General features: G+C 47.3%; 1 protein-coding gene. It reads left to right on the top strand.

The window, feature by feature from the left end; all coding sequences use genetic code 11:
• On the top strand, positions 1–391 hold a 391-nt coding region (locus DS2_RS19460), incomplete at both ends, for an Ig-like domain-containing protein (RefSeq protein ID WP_035016755.1).

Here is a 391-nt window from a genome sequence, read left to right as displayed (position 1 = left end):
CCAAGTGCGGTGACAATCACCACACCAATAGAAACAGATGGTATTGTTAATGCAGCGGAAGATGCGGATGTATTAATAGCAGGCTCAGGCGCAGAAGCCGGCAACAGTGTGACGGTCACCATCACCGACAACAATAATTCAGTCAGTCGTACCGTGACAGCTAATGGCAGTGGCAACTGGACGCTTAGCGACAGCGAGTTAGATGTTAGTGGTTTAAATAATGGCACGTTAACTGTTTCCGCCACGCAAGCAGATACAGCAGGCAATACCTCAACTGCAGCGACTCAGAGTATCTCGTTAGATAATATTGCACCAAGTGCATTAACCATCACCACGCCAATCGAAACCGACGGTATTGTGAACGCGGCAGAAGACAATGATGTATTAATTG

Origin of the sequence: Catenovulum agarivorans DS-2 (genome assembly GCF_000568405.1) — a bacterium.
Taxonomy (GTDB): domain Bacteria; phylum Pseudomonadota; class Gammaproteobacteria; order Enterobacterales; family Alteromonadaceae; genus Catenovulum; species Catenovulum agarivorans_A.
The sequence above is the reverse complement of the archived record's forward strand: the minus strand, read 5'-3'. Positions and strand labels throughout refer to the sequence as shown.